A 17,819-nucleotide genomic window follows, 5' to 3' on the forward strand; every position below is an offset into this window, starting at 1 on the left:
AAAGCGTAATCGCTTTTCCTTTTACTTTTTAATTTGAATATGAAGTGGCTATACCAGAAGAAATAGAGACTGTTTTATTATTCGTGTTTATTGTCGCTGTAGCTCCAAGTGGAATACCGATGTTTGGACTTATATGTCCAATTGGTAAATCGAATAGAACAGGTATATGATATGGCGCGAAATATTCATATAATATTGTTTGCAATGATTGAGATGGCTTTGAAGGAGTGCAGTCGTGACAACTTGTGAAAATAACGCCCCTGCATTCATTAAACTTTCCAGATAAAAGTAGCTGATTTAACATACGGTCAATGCGGTACGGTTCTTCACCAATGTCTTCAAGTAATAAAAGTGTATTGTCCGTATTTATCTCGTAGGGCGAGCCAATTATACTTGCTAACACAGCTAAATTTCCTCCAACTAACGTACTTGTAACTGTACTGTGAGAGCTAGGTACGATACATTCTGATGCAGATAAGATGGTTGAATACGGATGGAATAGCTGATTAAAAGAGGATAAAGATAGGGAATCAATACCTTTTCCTAGTTCTTCAATCATCGGACCATGAAATGTTATAAGCTTTGCATAACGTGAAACAGCAGTATGTAAAGCTGTAATATCGCTATATCCCCAGAAGATTTTTGGATTCTGCCTAATAACTTCATATTGAATGTGAGGAAGAAGACGAGCACTTCCATAACCACCTCGTGCACAAAAAATTGCCTTCACTTCATTATTTGTAAATGCTTCATGTATATCGTCAAGCCGAACTTGATCACTTCCGGCTAAAAATCCATATTTCTCGTAAACACTCTTCCCGATTATTACGGATAACCCCATCTCTTGTAATACATTCACACCTTTTAATACATTTTCGATTGTAGGTGGACCAGATGGTGCAATAATCATTACTGTATCACCTTGCTTTAATGCATTTGGATAAATCATTAAGCTCAGCCTCCTTCTCTTTCAATATATTCGCTTCATTTGAGGTCCAACCCTTGCATAAGCAGGGGAAAGCTTATCAAATAAAGAAGATATAAGGGAAATAGGAGGGAAAATGATGTTTACAAGTCGAGTAACAGACATATTAAAAATTGAGTATCCCGTTGTTCAAGCCGGTATGGCAGGCGCGATTACGACGCCAGAACTCGTTGCAGCAGTAAGTAATAGCGGAGGATTAGGGACGCTTGGAGCGGGCTATATGAGCCCAGAACAAATTCGTGAAGCGATTTATAGAATAAGAGAACTAACAGATAAGCCTTTCGGTGTTAATTTACTTGTAACGAAAGAGATACAAATAGAAGAAGAGAAGGTAAATGAGGCGAAAGTATTACTAAGCGGAGTGAATAGAGAATTAGGTATAGAAGTAGAAGGAACGTTAAAGCTTCCAAAAAGCTATAAGGAACAATTACAAGTGCTATTAGATGAAAAAGTACCAGTCGTTAGTTTTGCATTTCAAACGTTAGAAAAAGAAGAAATAAATGATTTAAAAAGAAGTGGAATAAAAGTTATCGGAACAGCTACCCATGTGAAGGAAGCGAAAGTACTTGCCGAGCTAGGAGTAGATATTATTATCGGACAAGGTAGCGAAGCAGGAGGGCATAGAGGAACGTTTATTGGGAAAGAACGAGATGCTATGATTGGTACTTTTGCGTTAGTACCTCAGTTAGTAGAAGCTGTTCCGCATATCCCAATTGTCGCAGCAGGTGGTGTAATGAACGGACAAGGGCTTGTTGCGGCATTGGCACTAGGAGCAGAAGGTGTTCAAATGGGATCGGCCTTTTTAACAAGTGAAGAGAGTATTACGCACGATGTGTATAAAGAAGCGGTTTTACATAGTACAGATACGAGCACAACGGTAACTCGTGCGTTTTCCGGGAAATATGCACGGGGTATCCGGAATGACTTTATAGAGAGACATGAAGGAAAAGAAGAAGGGCTTCCGATGTATCCAGTGCAAAACGTATTAACTTCTAAAATACGCCAAGAGGCAGCGAAGCAAAATAAGGAAGAATATATGTCACTTTGGGCAGGACAGGCAGCATCGTTGGCACGAATCGAATCAGCTCAGCATGTAGTGGAGCGAGTTATGAAAGAAGCGGAGAATGCAATCGAGCAATTACAAAATATATACAAAAAGACCACTTGAGTAATTCAAGCGGTCTTTTCATTAGTTTGCTTTATAAAATTGTTGGATGGCTTCGTCGATGTAAACCCAGCCTTTCCAACCTAAGTGCATATGATCTTTTAAGAAGTATTTATCGTATTCATGATTTGAGAAGTCGGCAATTGGATAACCAGCTTTTTCGATTTGCTCATGAACTTTCTTATAGTATGCTTCGCGGCGTTCTTTCGGGAAGCCAGCGTAGTCGTACCAAGGACCTTTGACAGGAACAGAAATGAAGAGCGGTTTTGCACCAGATTGTTTTAATAAATCAAGTACAATTTGTAAATCTTCATATTCTGGCGATTGGTCATAAGCATCATTTTTTAAGTAACCTTCACGTTGCTTTAATTTTTTCTTAATTTTGCTATTGAAATAATCATCTTCAATACCGTATTCATTAGATCCAGATTCTACTGCACCTGTTTGATCCGCATGTTTACGAGCCTCTTCCCAGTTCATTTGTTTTAATGAAGGATCAAGCTTTTCTTTGTGCGGTTTAATATTAAACATAGCTGTAAATAAATCTTTACGATCTAAAATGTTACGATAAATATAAGCGAAAGGTTTAGCAGCAAGTGCTTTTACTTTATACTTCGTATCATCATAAGCAATGCCTTCAAGCGAAATTTTTAATAAAGTTTCTTTTTTTACAATCTCAAAGTTTAATAAACGCTTTGCAATTTGTTTTTTCATTTCAGGTTTTAAATCATTGTTGAAAATGAAATGGTAACCTTGTTGCTTTGAAAAGTTAGGTGCAAAGTGCGTTTCATCAATACCTTGTGGTACAAACCATTGCGGAGAAAGAACGAATACCATTTTCTTATCTTTCAATTGATCCATTGTAGATGCGAAGTTTAACACATGTACAAGGTCTTGTGTTCCGCCGCGTCCAAGAAGGAATGGTGTGAACCCTTCAGGCTTTACTTTAAAATAATTAGATGGATGGAAAGCATCCATACGTGCGAATTCCGATGAACCGTACATCGGAAGATATTTTGGATTTGCTAACATCTTTTGCTGTAAAATCATACTTTGAATTTTTTCTTCTTTTAAAGAAGTAGCAGCTTGTTCTACTTTTTCATCACTTAAAAGTGGAAGTAGGAAGCGCGTTGGAATAAGTAAGAATACAGCAAAAAGGGCCAATGCTAAAAGCATCGGACCAAATTTTGCTTTGTTCATCGGATTTCTTCCAACTTTTTAATAACCATGTTTGGTGTAGCCCACTCGTCACGGTCAAAATCAGAAATAGAAACTTCAATATCTAAACGCTCTTGGAATTCAACTAATAAAGATACTACAGCGAAAGAATCAAGGGTACCTTCTTCAAATAATTGAACATCTAAGTTTTCTTTCACAATATCGTTTTCACATACTTCTTCTAAAATATCTAATACTTGCTCTTTGAATTCTGCCATTTTTAAAATCTCCTTTATATCCGAAATATATTATATGTGCAACTTCTTAATGGAATAAGAAGGGTGCATTAAAAGTATCTGTTAAGGTGTCCAGAGAAAATTAGGAAACCGAAACATACAACGTGGAACGTAATTACAATCGCAAGGACGTGTGTAAATTTATTGTTTGGCCAAAACTTATGCTTTTTGTTTTTTCGTTCGAAAATATCAAATAAAATAAACAGTGCGGCATGATATAGACCATAAATAACATACTGCGCAACAGCGCTTCCTTGGATGTGCCAAATTCCCATAATGAAGAAGTTTAAAAATGCACCGATATACGAAATTGTGTAACGGTTTTTAATTAACTTTTTCTTCGTTGCAAAAAAGACGAAACGCATGTAAATAAAATCACGGAACCAGAATGATAAACTCATGTGCCAGCGGTTCCAGAAGTCTTTAATATTACGACTAAGGAATGGCTTATTAAAGTTTTCTGGCGTTTTAATTCCCATCATATAACTGATACCAATTACGAACGCACTATAACCTGCAAAGTCAAAGAATAATTGCATGCTAGTAGCGTACATAAAAATCACATTAGATAAAAGTGTATCTTGATTGGCGAATACAGCCTTTACAAGATATGTTGTTATCAAGTGTGCGATTATAAATTTATACAGGAAACCTTGGAAAATACGGTTAAACCCTGTATATAGTAACTTTTGATATTCCTCAGCACTAGGCGGCTTTTGAATATCTTTTTGGAATCTACGGTAACGATCGATAGGTCCACTTGAAATCGCAGGGAAGAATAAAACGAATTCCCAGAAATTAAAGAAGGAAAGTTCTTTAATTAAATTATCACGAACTTCAAAGACCATTTGTACAGCTCTAAATGTTACATAAGACATACCTGCGAAAACAATAAAATGCAATTCAGGTACAAATGGTGCGACTTTTGCCAAAATAAGTGGCAAAATCGATAAAATAACAGCTACACAAAACATGAATGTACTATTATTTTGTTTTCTTAAAATTAAATAGCCTTTAATAAGGGCATATTGCCAAATAATAAATGCGGCTAACATAATCGCTTGCTTCGGTTTATCCGAGAAGATAATAGCAATCATGACTAATGTTAAAACGGCATTATATTTACGCAACATTTTACCTTTTAATCCAGCTATGATAGTAGGTATTAATAAAATGCCCACTATAGCGAAAAAATAAAATGATCCATATGCGGTCATGCTGTAACCTCACTCAATAATTTTTTGCGATCTACCTTTCCATTTGGTGTCATTGGAATAGAAGATTGATACATGAATTTACGTGGAATCATGTAGTTTGGTAATCGCTCATTGAGTTCTTTTTTGATTGCAGATGTTAATTTGAATTCTTTTTCAAACGAATGTTCTCCAGGAACAACAACCGCTAATAAATAATCGTATTTCTCACCTTTTTTAATTGGAACGATAACTGCACCTTCTACGTAAGAACACGCACGAAGGTGATGCTCAATTTCTTCTAATTCCATTCGATAACCATGCAGCTTAATTTGGAAATCAAGACGACCATTATAGAATAGAAGACCATTTTCAACATAGCCAGCATCGCCTGTTTTATAGGCGCGCTCACCGTCAATCATAGTAAATGCTTTTTCTGTTAATTCAGGGCTGCCTAAATATCCAACGCTTACGCTTGGACCGACAATTACGATTTCGCCTTTTTCACCATCAGGTGCAATCGTACCATCTTCTTTCATAATAAGAAGGCGACAGTCTGATTTACAGTAGCCAACTGGAAGTGATTTGTATTGATCAAGCACTTCTTCTGTCACGTGAATACCTGTTACAGCGACAGTAGCTTCTGTTGGACCATACGTATTCATAATTGTTGCATTTGGGAAACGCTCAATTAATTTTCTAGCTACTTCATTTGGTAACACTTCACCGCAGAATAAGAATGTTTTCATGTTTGGTAGCATATTCTCAGAGAAAGATGCTTCCATTAAACACATCTCTGCGAAAGAAGGTGTGGAAGTCCATACTTGTATATCCGATTGCTCTAAAGAAGCAAACAAGTCTTTTGGACGCGCAATCATATCTTTATCGATTGCCCAAAGCGTACCACCTGTTACTAATGATGGGTAAATATCCATAACAGATAAATCGAATGAGAAAGGTGCTTGGTTTAAGAATACTTGCCCTGTTTGTAAGTTGAAATCTTCTACAGCCCATTTTGTAAAGCTAACAAGGCAGTTATAAGTAATCTGAACCCCTTTCGGATTACCTGTGCTTCCTGATGTGTAAATAATGTAGAAGTTCTCATCACCTTTTACCGCATGTTCAGGATTTGGAGTGTTCCCTTTATGAGTAAAGAAAATATCTTTTAAGTTGTCTTCACTTACGATGCGAACTGGCAAATCAGTTACAGTTACTTCTGCTGCCGATAAAAGCAATTTCGCACCAGAATTTTCAGCGATACGTTGTACACGATCAGCTGGGATAGATAAATCTACAGGAATGTAAGCATGTCCAGCTTTTACACATCCTAAAAAGTTAATAATCATTTCAGGTTGCATATGGCCATACACCATAATTGGTGAACGATCGTCTGGATACTCAGAAGAAATCCAATGTGCTAACGCATCAGAATCTTCCTTTAATTGTTTGTACGTAATTTTCGCATCTCGCCAAACAAAAGCGGTTTGATCAGGCGTTTCTGCAGCCCACTTTTCAATTTGTTCTAATAACTTCATAACGTTCCCACCCTAGAATTCATTGTAAATAAATGTACTTGTGTTTGTATCATGGAATCCATACAACCAAAGTAATGCAAATAAAATTGCAAGGTAATAAACCGTCTTTGCAACCCATTGTGTGAGTGGTCGAGACCATATCTCTTTTAATCTTTCCATGTCTTTCCCTCTCTTAATGAAATAATAGCTCTTTGTAGGTATCATGTCCTACATTATTGTGAAAAAAACAAAATCCCACATTTTAGGTAAAAATAAGTCAAAAGGCTCTTTTCTGATATTAGCACTAAATACTAAAAAAGAAAATCCCTAACTTAGCAATTATATTACATTCAGCATGAATTTGTAATGGGTTTGACATGTAAATAGAAAGTGGATTGTGTGAATACATAAAAGTGGACTATAAGAATACGTAAAAATGCAGTATTTGTTTTTATTAATCATTTAAGACGGAGTAAAATTTAAAATTTCTAGTTCTTTTGAAAAGGAGGAAATTATCATGAATAGAGTGTGGAAGAGTCTAATTTCGGAAGAAAATATCGTGAAATGGAGAAGGCATTTTCATAAGTATCCGGAATTATCATTTCATGAAAAAGAAACTTCGCAATTTATATATGATACACTATGCTCATTTTCTTCTTTTGAAGTAACGAGACCGACGAAGTATAGTGTACTAGCAATTAAAAGGGGTGTGAAGCAAGGGAAAGTAATTGCGATTCGAGCTGATATAGATGCTTTGCCAATTCAAGAGGAGACAAGTAAATCTTATACATCTGTGAAAAAAGGAATGATGCATGCATGTGGGCACGATGCTCACGCAGCTATATTATTAAGCACTGCAGAGGTGCTTAATAATATGAAGGAAGAGTTTGTAGGAGAAATTCGTCTATTCTTTCAGCATGCAGAAGAAGTATACCCTGGTGGTGGACAAGAAATGGTTGAGGCTGGTGTTATGGACGGTGTTGATTATGTAATAGGTTTACATGTTATGTCTGGCTTGGAAAGTGGGAATGTAGGAATTGTATATGGACCGATGATGGCAGCACCAGACGTATTTACAGTTGAGATCCAAGGCAAAGGAGGGCATGCGGCGCGGCCAGAAGAAACGATTGATCCTATCGCTATCGGAGCGCAGATTATTACAAATCTACAACATATCGTATCTAGAAATACAAGTGCTTTCATGCAAAGAGTCCTTTCAGTTACTCAGTTTCATGGGGGAGTGGCTGACAATATTATTCCTAGTACAGCAACTTTAATGGGAACTGTTCGTTCATTTAATCAAGCATTGAGGGTGGAAGCAGAAGGGAAAATCGAAAAAATTGTGAAAGGAATTACAGAAGCACATGGAGGATCGTATACATATACGTATCGATATGGATATGATCCGGTTATTAATGATGAATATATTACGAAAATAGTAGAAGAAAGTGCACTACATTTGTTTGGGAATGAGCGTGTTGTGAAGCTTGAACCTTCTATGGGTGGGGAAGATTTTTCAGCATATTTAAGAAAAGCACCCGGTTGTTTCATTAAATTAGGAACAGGTAATGAAAATATATATACTTGTTATCCACATCATCATCCGAAATTTGACGTGGATGAATCAGCATTAATTTGTGGAGTGGAGCTATTCTTAGAGACTACTATAAGATTACTAAAATCATAGAAAAACAAAAAAAGGCAACTGCGCTCTATCGCAGTTGCTTTTATTTCTTTCCGTCAGAGAGGGCTGAGAAAGAACTATGCTCATTTATAGTATATGAATAGCTAACGGACAAGCTTGTACATTTTAATCATTTTTTTAAAAATAGTTATTGACATTGATAATCAATGTCAATTAATCTAAATATAGTTGAAATTGATAATTATTATCAATAGGATGGATGCGACATGTTAATGAGAAAAAAATTTCACCTTCTACGGAGGGGATTAAAAGATAAAAATAAAGATGTTAATCAGCATATGGAATGGCAACGAAATGTAATTCGGTCTGAATATGTAGATGAGAAGAAGAGCATTCAAACAGAAAAAGAGATACAAAGTAAAGGGAGAGGTTCAGTTGAGTAAGTTAGTAATGATTTTTGCAAGTATGAGTGGAAATACAGAGGAAATGGCTGACCATATTGCCGGCGTAATTCGTGAAACAGAAAATGAAATTGAAGTTATTGATATTATGGATTCACCAGAAGCTTCTATATTGGAACAGTATGATGGAATTATTTTAGGTGCATACACATGGGGAGATGGTGATCTTCCTGATGATTTCTTAGATTTTTATGATGCAATGGATTCTATTGATTTAACTGGGAAAAAAGCGGCAGTATTCGGATCATGTGATTCGGCTTATCCGAAATACGGAGTGGCGGTTGATATTTTAATAGAAAAGCTACAAGAGCGCGGAGCAGCAGTTGTGTTAGAAGGACTAAAAGTAGAATTAACGCCAGAAGATGAAGATGTAGAAAAATGTTTACAGTTTGGAGCTGAATTTGTAAAACACCTTTCTTAATGGCAGAAGGGAGCTGAAGAGCAAGTGCATGAGAAAATCTCAATCAAAACGATGACAGATTATCATTTGTATGATTTTATGCGGTGTCCGCATAAATTTTATTTTCGTCATATAAAAAGAAGAGAACCTTCTTCATTTGAATGGCAACAAATAGCGCAAATGATTGTGAATCAAATTATTAACGAGTATTACACGCTACCTGCGGGTCAACAAACGAAAATTGTACTTTTAATATTAATAGAAAAGTATTGGAAAAAAGTAAGGATTAATATGTTTGCTTCGAAGACGGAGTACTATATTGTATTAGCGAAGCTAACGGATCACTTATTACAGTTTGTTGAAAGGGATGATAGTCAGACACCACCATTGTTTTTATACGAGAAGTTTCAAACATATATGGAAGAGTTAGGTGTCCACATGTCATTGACATTTGAAGTTGGTGAGTGGAATGCTGAGTCGTTTGTAATTAAAAAGTATGTTGTCGATGCGGATGAGGAAATGCTTGCTCTTTGTCAGAAGCTAATGACAGTATTCAGTTATAAAGCTTTCGGCGTTCTTCCAGGAAAAATTGAAGTTATTAATTTAATAGAAGGAACTAAGTATGAGTACATTCCGAAACAGGAAGATATTATAACTGGAATGGCTGATTTATCTAGAATGAAAGAAATGTTACAGCAACCTGAGCACTATACAGAGCGTCATTTTCGTTCTGAGTGTATAAGTTGTGCGTTTCATAGTGAATGCCAAGGGGAAGAAGTAAAGAAAGAAGCGAAACAGAAGAAAAATATAGTTCATTAAAGGATGCAACTTTGCATCCTTTTTTGTTATTGACATGAAAAGCTTTTCATCATTTACGGTATATTTGTAGCAGATTTTAATAAAGTGAAACTTTAATCAGTGGGGGTCAATCGGGCTACCCGCAAATAGCGGGATAAAGGGAGGAATAATCAATGAAAGATGAAACGAAAGTATTTCAATGGTTAAAAGAACAAAATGCTCCTTTTGAAATTCAACTGCAAATTTTACAGGCATTTCAATTGTATAAAGTTATTGTTGAAATGGATAAAAAGTTAATGATGTATGAGGAGAGAGTATATAGGGAGAGAATGTAATCTCATCCCTGTAATATCGTTTTTAGTTGTTCTGTACTTGTAATGAATTCGAGTTCATTCTCTGATTCAAAGTTATAAATAATATTATGTAGTAAAGGACTATATTGATAAAAGGTAGTAATGCGGTGAATGAGTAATGGATCATGATGAGAAATAAGTGTACTGTACTGTTCATATACAGATGTAGTAAACTCATGTCCGAAATCATAATATAGTCCTGCAAAATCAAAAGCAGGATCGCCAATTTGCGCATCACCAAAATCGATAACACCTGAAATGCGTTTGTTCTGCTTGTTAAATAAAATGTGATGATGTGTAAAATCAGCGTGAATGATTGTATTTTGAAAATTAGATGTAGCTAGACAGGCAAAGAAATTCTCGAATAAACGATTTAAGGCTGATTTCTGGAACGAAGTAAGATTGTTAGTAACATACTGATTTAATTTAGTTTGTAGCTCTTTCCAGTAGGTAAGTGTTTTTTCAATAGGGAATCCTAACGCTGTAACACTTTTTAGAGGAATACTATGTAGAGCAGCAAGGAAAGTTGCTAATTGTGTAATAAGTGCTTTTCGTTCTTGTTTTTCTAGTGTAGTAACTATTTCTGTTTTTAAAGGTTTACCATGAATGAGAGTATAGTAACTACAAAGCGGAATAGCATCAGTCTCCTTTTTATAGAATAGGTGATACTTTGGAACTTTAATTTCATGTAGTGAACAAGAGAGAAGTGTGCATAGTTCTTTTTCTAACGGAATTCGCATTGCATATTCCTGTTTTCGCGGGAAACGAAACAGTAGCTCATCATTTACTATAATTGCTACATTATCCCAACCTTCTTCATTTTGTTTATATGAATGTATAGAAAGATTAGGCAAAGCTTCTTTTATATAATGTTTGTAAGAGTCCATAATTGTTCCTCGTTTCTGAGTTAAGTTATTCTACTTTATGATATCAGAATTTTCTTTCTATATGTTAAAATATAGCTATCATTATGAAGAAGGGCGGGAGTATTACGAAAAAAAGACTGTTAATCATTTCTCTATGTATCGCTTTTGTATTGTTTTGTTCATATAAAGAGGAGGTTTTTGCTACCTTTAAACCGATTGATCAGTACGAGTTAAATAAGGAATTAAAGAACAAAAGTATAGAAAATTTAACTCATAATGAAATGAAAAAGGTAGGAGAGCATTTTGTGACCGAGCAACTATCCGTGTTTGAGTTTAATAATAAAGAAGATGTGAAACGAAAAGGTGAAGAACTATTTTTAAATAGAGGGTATGAACAATTAATAGAAAATTATTATCCCAATCGTTTTCAAGATTTAGAGTATAAATTTACAAGCGAGGAGATACGTGAAGAGACAGATGAGAGTTTTCTCTATCAAGCTGTAGCGTACGTTGCGGGTACTGAAAATGGTAAGAGAAGCGAAATGAAATTGAATTATGAAGTGAAAATTGTAAAGGTTAATAATATATTTATGGTGCTAGAACAAAAGCAGCGCGTACAATAAAGGAAATTCATTGCTCAATAGATCATTTGGGGGTGTACTACTTAATGCGGAATAAAAAGGCCCTCAAGGAATCAAGGACCTTTAAAGATTTTCATTTTGTTGACCAAGTTCTTTTTGAGCAATATATAAATTTCCTTGCTCCACTTGTTTAAGTGTATGAACAGAATCGCCTGCATATCCTTTTTGTGTTTTAACAGTTCTTTTGGAACGATTGGAATTTTGTTTCTTCATATAATAGGCCACCTTTCATCAAAAATAAACGAAAATGATAAGTATGAGTAATACAGCGGCGAAAATGGTAATGCCCATTAAAAACGAAGTGTTTTTATATTTAGGTGGCTTATGTACATCTTGCCGATATCCAGGTGAAATTTCAGGGGCAAATTCTTCATCGAATGATTGCTTTTTTTCTTTGTCGTCCATATGTACCCACCTTTCTTTTTCATTATATTATACGTTACAAGAAAAAATATGCATAAAGAAAACAGCCGCTTTATTATTAGCGGCTGTTTTGTGTTGTATATTTTCGTTGTACTTGAAAGAGACGGATAAGGAGGAAGGCAGCGCCAAATGCTAGACCGATAATAAGACCGATCCAATAACCTTTTGCGGCCCATTCTGTATATGTTGCTAATATGTAACCTAGTGGTAGACCTATTATCCAATAAGCAATTAAAGTCATAATTAGAGCAACATTTACATCTTTATACCCACGCAGAGCTCCTTGTACAGGGGTTGCAATTGCATCTGAAATTTGAAATAAAATCGCAAAGATAAGAAATTCTTTTGCTAAATGATGAACTTTTGCATCTGTCGTATAAATAGAAGCAATTTGATTATCAAAGAAGTAGAGAAGAATTGAATATAATAAAGCAAAGGCAAGGGCTAATCCAATTCCAATCAGTCCGTATTGTTTTGCATTATCGTAACGTTTTGCTCCAACTTCGAATCCGACTGCAATAGTCATTGCCATTGCTAAACTTAGCGGAGTCATATATAACAAGGAAGCAAAGTTCATAGCTGCTTGGTGAGCTGCAATAGTTGTCGTACTAAAATTACTCATCATGAGCGTTACCGCAGCGAAAATACTCGTTTCAAAAAAGATAGCAAATCCGATAGGAACGCCAAGCTTTAAGAATGTTGTCCAACTCGAAAGAGAAGGGCGATATAATTGTTTGAAAATGTTGAAAGAGGCAAAAGGCTCTTTCGTCTGAATAATAATGACTGTAATAATTAAAATGCACCAATATGTTGCAGTGGAAGCAATTGCTGCTCCGACACCACCAAGCTTTGGGAAACCGAAGTTACCAAAAATTAATAGGTAATTTAATATTACGTTAATTGGTAATGATAGTAATGTAATAATCATCGTTGTGCGAGTTTTTCCTAATGCATCAATAAATCCACGTAAAACAGTGTAAGTGAATAAAGGTATAATTCCTATTGCGATAATACTTAAAAATTGAGCTGCAATTCGTTCCACAGGTTCTTCTAAGCGCATGCCGTTTAAAATAGGTGAAACGACGAAGAAACCGATGAGGATAACAACGAAGCTAGCACAAATTGCTAAATAAACTGCTTGTATGACAACGTGGGGAACGTCCTTTTTTTTCTTGGATCCGACGAGCTGTGCAACAATGGGAGTAGTAGCCATTAAAATTCCTGTTAATCCCGTACTAACTGGAAGCCATATACTTGTTCCAATTGCAACACCTGCTAAATCAGTTGGACTTGCATGTCCTGACATTGTTGTATCAAAAAAACTCATCGCAAATAATGACATTTGCGTTACGAAAATCGGAAAAAATAGTAATACAAATTGCTTTAACTTTTGTGAAAATGAAGTAGTTTCTTTCATAAAATCCCCTTTCCATATAAAAAAACAAACTCTTACTATCATACAATTTAATCAAAGATTAGAAAAGAAATACGCGCCTACAACATATGAAACCAATAAAAAAAGGATGCACTTTGAAAAGGGATAAGGTATTATGATAAGGTGTGAAAAAATTACATATTATTTGTTATTAAGGAGGCACTACTTGTGGCTGATTGGTTAATTGGTTTAATCATGGGTGCTGTTGAAGGGTTAACAGAGTTTCTACCAGTATCATCAACAGGACATATGATTTTAACAGGACATTTAATTGGATTTGACGATGAGAGAGCGAAAGTTTTTGAAGTTGTTATCCAATTGGGATCGATTTTAGCAGTTGTTGTTATATTTTGGAAGCGTCTATGGTCGTTAGTTGGAATAGGTAAAGTAACAGACGGACCATCGTTAAATTTATTACATATTATTATCGGGATGATTCCTGCCGGGATACTTGGCGTATTATTCCATAGCACTATTAAAGAGGTTTTATTTGGTCCAGGACCAGTTGTTATTAGCTTAGTAGCCGGTGGTATTTTAATGATTGTTGCTGAGAAGTTTTCAAAACCAAGTACAGCAAGAACGTTAGATGAAATCACATATAAACAGGCATTTACAATTGGAATGTTTCAATGTTTAGCTCTTTGGCCAGGTTTCTCTCGTTCTGGTTCTACAATCAGTGGTGGTTTATTAGCTCGCGTGTCGCATACAGCGGCAGCTGAATATACGTTCATTTTAGCGGTACCGATGATGGTAGCTGCAAGTGGATTAGATTTAATTAAAAGCTGGGATGTATTAAGCTCAGCAGATATAACGCTATTTGTAACAGGATTTGTAACTGCATTCGTTGTTGCGATGCTTGCAATTGTTTCATTCTTGAAATTATTATCTCGTGTGAAACTAACACCGTTCGCTTATTATCGTTTCATTTTAGCTGCGGTATTCTATTTCTTCATTATGTAATAAAAAAACCTGCCGAGCTCGGCAGGTTTTTTATTTTACTATTTTTTCCACCATATTTTCCATTACATGCTCCCAAAGAGAAGTATCATCAGCTAATGTAGCACGGAAATTAGCATACATTTCTTTTTGTTTTTCTTCGAATGTTGGATCTTCTTTTTCAGGTAATGTAGCGCGCATTGAAGTTACTAATTCTTGTACTTTTGGAGCGCGTGGTCCAAAGACGGCTTGTTCATTTCCATCTTTATCAATGAAAATAAAGATTGGAATCGCACGTGCTGTTCCATTTGTTAAATATTGATCCATTAATTCTAAGTTTTCGTCGCGAATTAATAAACTCATTTCAATATTTGCAACTTCAGAAATTCGTTTCATAACAGGTACGCATAAAAGAGCATCGCCACACCAATCAGCAGTTAATACGATAACACGCCAGCCGTCATTTTGACGTTCTTCTAATACAGGAAGTAATTCATTTGGAATTAAAAAGTTATTGTAAATGTGTAGTAGCTCGTATTGGTTTACTTGCATTTCATTCACATATGTATCAAAGGACATACCTTTATCAGCCCATTGTTGTAAGTTCATAATTAACACCTCTTTAGTAAGATTTGCTTTCATTGTACCAATTTTTATATAGAAAAGCTTGTATTCTTACTCTTTCTCGTCACTTAATAATTTATTTAAGAGGAAAAAGAATAGTACGACACATAATTCAGCTATGTTGGACATTTGTACGCTTTCTATCCAATCATCAGCAGTATGAATGACGAACCAATCTAGTGTAATTTCAATGAATGAGAAAAGAGTAATAGAAATCCAATTTGGCATGTTTTGTGTTAGTGGATATAGCAGCGTTTTGAAGAAACTGAAGATGAAAAATGTAATACTGTCTAAGAAAGTGATTAATAAAAAAAAGAGAAGTAACGCAGTACGTGAACTATACTCTATACCTGTAATTTGAAAGATTCCTACATATACAAAAAATATAAATGCAAAAATTATAATGAGAAAAAGAGCGATAATACTAATGATAATCGTTTTATCTTTTAGGCTGAGATTTGAGAATTTCTCCTCCTCATGCATTAAAATACCCCCTTTTTCTGGAAGTTAACTTCATTTTATCATGAAATACATATTAAAAAACTACGAATTATGGGAAAATAAGGTGACAAAAAGTAAGATTTCATGTAAAATTATTAATAAGGTTTTTATTTAACTAAATGAAATAAAAGGAGCTGTCAAAGTTGTCTCAAAATCGAGAGCAATTAATGGAAGAACTATCGACAAATGTGTTTGCTATGTTTCGCACATTGCGTAATGATATCGGAAAAATATTCGGTGGTTACATACCGTGGAATGAATTCATCGTTCTGAGAATATTAAATCGTACGAATAAAGAAATGGTATCGCGTGTAGCAAATGAATTAAATGTGTCGAATAGTCATATTACAGCTGTTACAGAAAAATTAATTAATAAAGGTTTTGTAACTCGTTCACGTTCTACATCAGATCGCCGAGTTGTGTATTTAGAGATTACAGAACAAGGGAAAGATTTAGTTGCGAAAATGGAAGATGCGAAAAAACAATATTTACAAGAAAGATTCTCTACACTTTCAGAAGATGAAATGAATGTAATGATTTCGATTTCCAAAAAACTTATTTAAGTGATTATAAACAAGAAAACGCTTACGTGATGAAAGAGAAGATCTTCCTTATATATGGAAGGTCTTCTTTCGTGTGTAATAGATGTTAAAAAATAAAATGTGTATGAAAAAAGATAGAGCGCCATACTACTAATACAAGGAAGGGAGGGAGAAATATGACGAATCGTAACGGTAGTAAAGGGAGCGGTAATCAAGGATCACCAAAGTCTGGCCAGTTTAATCAGGAATTTAGCACTGAATTTGAAACTGGTAATGATAATAAAGGGAAAGAATATCGTTCTAAAAAAGGGAGTAAATCAAAAAAGGAGTGAATATATTCACTCCTTTTTTGATTTACGATGCTGCCGATTGATCAGTATTATATTTTTCTTCTGATTTTGCGACAATCATTGCGCAAATTGCATCCCCAGAAATGTTTACAGCTGTTCTAGACATATCTAGAATACGGTCAATACCGATAATTAAAGCGATACCTTCTACTGGTAGATTTACTTGATTTAAAACCATTGTAAGCATTACAAGTCCAACACCTGGTACACCAGCAGTACCGATACTAGCTAGTACAGCAGTTAATACGACCATAGCTAATTGCGGTAATGTAAGTTCAACTCCGTATACTTGAGCGATAAATACAGTTGCCACCCCTTGCATAATGGCAGTACCATCCATATTAATAGTTGCCCCTAGTGGTTGTACAAATGAGCTTATCGCTTTTGGAACGCCAAGCTTATCTTGTGCTGTTTTCATTGCAAATGGAAGCGATGCATTAGAGCTAGATGTACTAAATCCAATTGCCATTACTGGTCCGAAATGTTTAAAGAAACGAACAATACTTTCTTTTGCTAATACCTTTAATAAGCCACCATATACAAAGACCCCGTGAATAATGAGTACTAACATAACGACAATCATATACTTGAACATCGCAGCGACGCCTGCAAGCCCCATTTTACCAACGGATGAAGCGAGCAAACCGAATGTTCCAATTGGGGCTAATTTCATAACGAGATTAACGAGATACATCATTAATTCGTTGCCCTGTTCAAGTAATGAATGGATACCTTGAACTCGTTTTCCTAAAATAGCTATACCGAGTCCAATCAATACGGCAAAGGCAATGATTTGTAACATGTTTCCGTCAGCCATCGCTTTTGCTGGGTTATCTGGTACGATATTTAGCAATGTGTCGACGAAAGATGTTTCAGTTTTTGCACCTTCATACTTAAGACCTTCTGTTTTAAAATTACCGCCAGCTCCTGGTTTTATAATAAGTGCAAATGTAACCGCTATAGAGATGGCAACCGCAGTTGTTACGAGAAAGAATGAAATTGATTTTAAACCGATTCTTCCAAGTTGTTTCGGATCTCCAAGGCCGGCAGCACCAAGTACGATAGAAATGAATACAACAGGAACAACTAGCATTTTAATAAGTCGAATAAACAATTGACCAATTGGGTTGAACACATATTGATTTAGTGGCTCAAAGATAGATGGAGCGGCTAAATTTAGAGTGAGTCCAACAACTAGACCTAGAAATAATGCGATTAAGATTGCTTTTGTTTGTTTCAATAAAATCCCCCTTTTGTTTTTGCGAAATTCCTTCCTAAAGTAATTATACCGAAAAAATACCTAATTTGACAATATTTTCTGAATTTTTAGGATTTTATTTAAGTACAGATAGATTGATTTTGTGTTTGGAAAATAAAAGAGACCATCACATAGGATGGTCAAGGGAAGGGGACAATTTATGTCAATTTAATTAGGGATGGAAGTTGCTTTAAGACACTGGGGAATGTCTTATAAATTAGGGAGGAACAACTTCGATACATATACTATAAAAGATAGGTGTGACTCTCATGTGA

Annotated in this window: 23 protein-coding genes; 10 read left to right on the forward strand and 13 right to left on the reverse strand. The window is 35.3% G+C overall.

Features of this window, described 5'->3' with window-relative positions:
- Positions 1–28: 28 nt before the first annotated feature.
- Positions 29–949, reverse strand: coding sequence for a S66 peptidase family protein (locus BM089_RS02410; protein WP_000640064.1), 921 nt, complete (start codon positions 947–949; stop codon positions 29–31).
- 115 nt (positions 950–1,064) lie between these two features.
- Here BM089_RS02410 and BM089_RS02415 point away from each other — a divergent pair, with 115 nt between their 5' ends.
- Positions 1,065–2,153 carry an NAD(P)H-dependent flavin oxidoreductase gene (locus BM089_RS02415; RefSeq protein ID WP_090975900.1) on the forward strand — a complete coding sequence of 363 codons (1,089 nt, stop codon included), beginning with the start codon at positions 1,065–1,067 and terminating at the stop codon, positions 2,151–2,153.
- A 21-nt stretch (positions 2,154–2,174) separates the two neighbouring features.
- On the opposite strand, the gene dltD is transcribed toward BM089_RS02415, so the two are convergent.
- The 5 genes from dltD to BM089_RS02440 all read right to left on the reverse strand — a co-directional run bounded on the left by dltD (position 2,175) and on the right by BM089_RS02440 (position 6,491).
- Complete coding sequence (dltD, locus tag BM089_RS02420) at positions 2,175–3,350, reverse strand: D-alanyl-lipoteichoic acid biosynthesis protein DltD (RefSeq protein ID WP_001030287.1); 1,176 nt, start codon at positions 3,348–3,350, stop codon at positions 2,175–2,177.
- Entirely contained in the window at positions 3,347–3,586 is a 240-nt protein-coding gene (gene dltC / locus BM089_RS02425) for a D-alanine--poly(phosphoribitol) ligase subunit DltC (protein WP_090975902.1), read from the reverse strand. Before dltC ends, dltD begins: the two co-directional genes overlap by 4 nt.
- Before the next feature lie 68 nt (positions 3,587–3,654).
- Entirely contained in the window at positions 3,655–4,821 is a 1,167-nt protein-coding gene (gene dltB / locus BM089_RS02430) for a D-alanyl-lipoteichoic acid biosynthesis protein DltB (RefSeq protein ID WP_053564929.1), read from the reverse strand.
- On the reverse strand, positions 4,818–6,332 hold the full coding sequence (dltA, locus tag BM089_RS02435; protein ID WP_090975904.1) for a D-alanine--poly(phosphoribitol) ligase subunit DltA: 1,515 nt from the start codon (positions 6,330–6,332) through the stop codon (positions 4,818–4,820). The genes dltB and dltA overlap by 4 nt, the downstream gene beginning before the upstream one ends.
- A 12-nt stretch (positions 6,333–6,344) precedes the next feature.
- Positions 6,345–6,491 carry a teichoic acid D-Ala incorporation-associated protein DltX gene (locus BM089_RS02440; RefSeq protein ID WP_000440293.1) on the reverse strand — a complete coding sequence of 49 codons (147 nt, stop codon included), beginning with the start codon at positions 6,489–6,491 and terminating at the stop codon, positions 6,345–6,347.
- Between the two features lie 337 nt (positions 6,492–6,828).
- Here BM089_RS02440 and BM089_RS02445 point away from each other — a divergent pair, with 337 nt between their 5' ends.
- The 5 genes from BM089_RS02445 (at position 6,829) to BM089_RS30935 (ending at position 9,950) form a co-directional block, all read left to right on the forward strand.
- Positions 6,829–7,998: an amidohydrolase gene (locus BM089_RS02445; protein WP_090975907.1), complete on the forward strand. Its 1,170-nt coding sequence runs from the start codon at positions 6,829–6,831 to the stop codon at positions 7,996–7,998.
- 224 nt (positions 7,999–8,222) lie between these two features.
- Complete coding sequence (locus BM089_RS31340) at positions 8,223–8,399, forward strand: hypothetical protein (protein WP_090975909.1); 177 nt, start codon at positions 8,223–8,225, stop codon at positions 8,397–8,399.
- Complete coding sequence (locus tag BM089_RS02455; RefSeq protein WP_000041153.1) at positions 8,392–8,838, forward strand: flavodoxin; 447 nt, start codon at positions 8,392–8,394, stop codon at positions 8,836–8,838. Before BM089_RS31340 ends, BM089_RS02455 begins: the two co-directional genes overlap by 8 nt.
- Before the next feature lie 24 nt (positions 8,839–8,862).
- Positions 8,863–9,636 (forward strand): hypothetical protein, encoded by a 774-nt coding sequence (locus BM089_RS02460; protein WP_090975911.1) that lies wholly within the window; start codon positions 8,863–8,865, stop codon positions 9,634–9,636.
- Between the two features lie 152 nt (positions 9,637–9,788).
- The gene (locus BM089_RS30935; protein WP_000651086.1) at positions 9,789–9,950 is read left to right on the forward strand and encodes a hypothetical protein; all 162 of its coding nucleotides are present in this window, start codon (positions 9,789–9,791) and stop codon (positions 9,948–9,950) included.
- Between the two features lie 2 nt (positions 9,951–9,952).
- Here the strand turns inward: BM089_RS30935 and BM089_RS02470 are convergent, their stop codons facing one another.
- Entirely contained in the window at positions 9,953–10,855 is a 903-nt protein-coding gene (locus BM089_RS02470; RefSeq protein ID WP_090975913.1) for an aminoglycoside phosphotransferase family protein, read from the reverse strand.
- Between the two features lie 83 nt (positions 10,856–10,938).
- On the opposite strand from BM089_RS02470, the gene BM089_RS02475 reads away from it, so the two are divergent.
- Positions 10,939–11,457 (forward strand): biotin transporter BioY, encoded by a 519-nt coding sequence (locus BM089_RS02475; RefSeq protein WP_090975915.1) that lies wholly within the window; start codon positions 10,939–10,941, stop codon positions 11,455–11,457.
- An 81-nt stretch (positions 11,458–11,538) separates the two neighbouring features.
- Here BM089_RS02475 and BM089_RS30940 read toward each other — a convergent pair whose 3' ends face one another.
- The 3 genes from BM089_RS30940 to BM089_RS02495 all read right to left on the reverse strand — a co-directional run bounded on the left by BM089_RS30940 (position 11,539) and on the right by BM089_RS02495 (position 13,315).
- On the reverse strand, positions 11,539–11,688 hold the full coding sequence (locus BM089_RS30940) for a hypothetical protein (protein ID WP_000744623.1): 150 nt from the start codon (positions 11,686–11,688) through the stop codon (positions 11,539–11,541).
- An 18-nt stretch (positions 11,689–11,706) separates the two neighbouring features.
- Positions 11,707–11,880 carry a hypothetical protein gene (locus BM089_RS02485; protein WP_000341062.1) on the reverse strand — a complete coding sequence of 58 codons (174 nt, stop codon included), beginning with the start codon at positions 11,878–11,880 and terminating at the stop codon, positions 11,707–11,709.
- A gap of 76 nt (positions 11,881–11,956) precedes the next feature.
- The gene (locus BM089_RS02495; RefSeq protein ID WP_029441800.1) at positions 11,957–13,315 is read right to left on the reverse strand and encodes an MATE family efflux transporter; all 1,359 of its coding nucleotides are present in this window, start codon (positions 13,313–13,315) and stop codon (positions 11,957–11,959) included.
- A 186-nt stretch (positions 13,316–13,501) separates the two neighbouring features.
- On the opposite strand from BM089_RS02495, the gene uppP reads away from it, so the two are divergent.
- On the forward strand, positions 13,502–14,293 hold the full coding sequence (gene uppP / locus BM089_RS02500) for a bacitracin resistance undecaprenyl-diphosphatase (protein WP_000796253.1): 792 nt from the start codon (positions 13,502–13,504) through the stop codon (positions 14,291–14,293).
- 30 nt (positions 14,294–14,323) lie between these two features.
- Here the strand turns inward: uppP and BM089_RS02505 are convergent, their stop codons facing one another.
- Together BM089_RS02505 and BM089_RS02510 are read right to left on the reverse strand one after the other, a co-directional pair.
- Entirely contained in the window at positions 14,324–14,911 is a 588-nt protein-coding gene (locus BM089_RS02505; protein ID WP_002040836.1) for a thioredoxin family protein, read from the reverse strand.
- A 33-nt stretch (positions 14,912–14,944) separates the two neighbouring features.
- The gene (locus tag BM089_RS02510) at positions 14,945–15,376 is read right to left on the reverse strand and encodes a YrvL family regulatory protein (protein ID WP_090975917.1); all 432 of its coding nucleotides are present in this window, start codon (positions 15,374–15,376) and stop codon (positions 14,945–14,947) included.
- A gap of 161 nt (positions 15,377–15,537) precedes the next feature.
- Here BM089_RS02510 and BM089_RS02515 point away from each other — a divergent pair, with 161 nt between their 5' ends.
- Positions 15,538–15,957 (forward strand): MarR family winged helix-turn-helix transcriptional regulator, encoded by a 420-nt coding sequence (locus BM089_RS02515; RefSeq protein WP_000081434.1) that lies wholly within the window; start codon positions 15,538–15,540, stop codon positions 15,955–15,957.
- Positions 15,958–16,112: 155 nt separating this feature from the next.
- Entirely contained in the window at positions 16,113–16,268 is a 156-nt protein-coding gene (locus BM089_RS02520; protein ID WP_000184928.1) for a hypothetical protein, read from the forward strand.
- 22 nt (positions 16,269–16,290) lie between these two features.
- Here the strand turns inward: BM089_RS02520 and BM089_RS02525 are convergent, their stop codons facing one another.
- On the reverse strand, positions 16,291–17,526 hold the full coding sequence (locus BM089_RS02525; protein WP_000814809.1) for a dicarboxylate/amino acid:cation symporter: 1,236 nt from the start codon (positions 17,524–17,526) through the stop codon (positions 16,291–16,293).
- Positions 17,527–17,819: the final 293 nt, after the last annotated feature.

Origin of the sequence: Bacillus sp. 5mfcol3.1, from assembly GCF_900114335.1 — a bacterium.
Classification (GTDB): Bacteria; Bacillota; Bacilli; order Bacillales; family Bacillaceae_G; genus Bacillus_A; species Bacillus_A thuringiensis_S.